At 71.3% G+C, this 589-nt stretch carries 1 protein-coding gene; it reads right to left on the bottom strand.

Going from position 1 to position 589, the window contains the following annotated elements:
• Positions 1-589 (bottom strand): hypothetical protein (locus tag EFL26_RS24150; protein ID WP_221176901.1); only part of this gene is annotated, 589 nt, incomplete at both ends.

The following is a 589-nucleotide window of genomic DNA, read 5'->3' as shown; positions in this document are numbered from 1 at the left end:
CTCCGAGGTCGCCACCCCGCCGGAGACCGTCTCGCCGGCAGCCGGGGTACCGATCTGGGTGCCACCGGTCGGGCAGCCCGCACCGGTGACCTGGGCCGGCTGGCAGAGGAAGAACTTCACCGTGCCGGTCGGGACCGGACGGCTCCCGGCCGCGGTCAGCGTCGCCACGTCGTGCTGGGCGGTGCCCGGCGCGACCGTCGACCCACCCGGGGTCGCCTCGGTGGTCATCGGCGCCGGCGGGCAGGTGTTGAACTGGCCGCCCGCGAAGTCCTTCAGCGTCGCGGTCAGCTCCGCAGAGGACCGGGTCTCGGCCATGAACGTGGTGAAGCACCCACCCGCACTGCCCAGCAGCACGTTCAGGTCGATGCCGGCCTCCACGAAGGTGTTCGACGCGTGCGAGGTCGGCGACCACGCCGAGGAGACCGTCGAGGAGTTCGCGATCGCACACACGTCGTCGTGCGCCACGCCACCACACAGACCACCGGTCGAGAGCAGCCCCAGCGAACCCGTCGCGTCGTTGCCGTTCCAGCGGTAGACGCTCACGTCCTGGGTGCCCCCACCGTTGGTGTAGTCGCTGACCACCAGGATG

Origin of the sequence: Nocardioides pocheonensis, assembly GCF_003725535.1 — a bacterium.
Classification (GTDB): domain Bacteria; phylum Actinomycetota; class Actinomycetes; order Propionibacteriales; family Nocardioidaceae; genus Marmoricola; species Marmoricola pocheonensis.
This window is presented reverse-complemented; position numbering and strand designations above follow the sequence as displayed.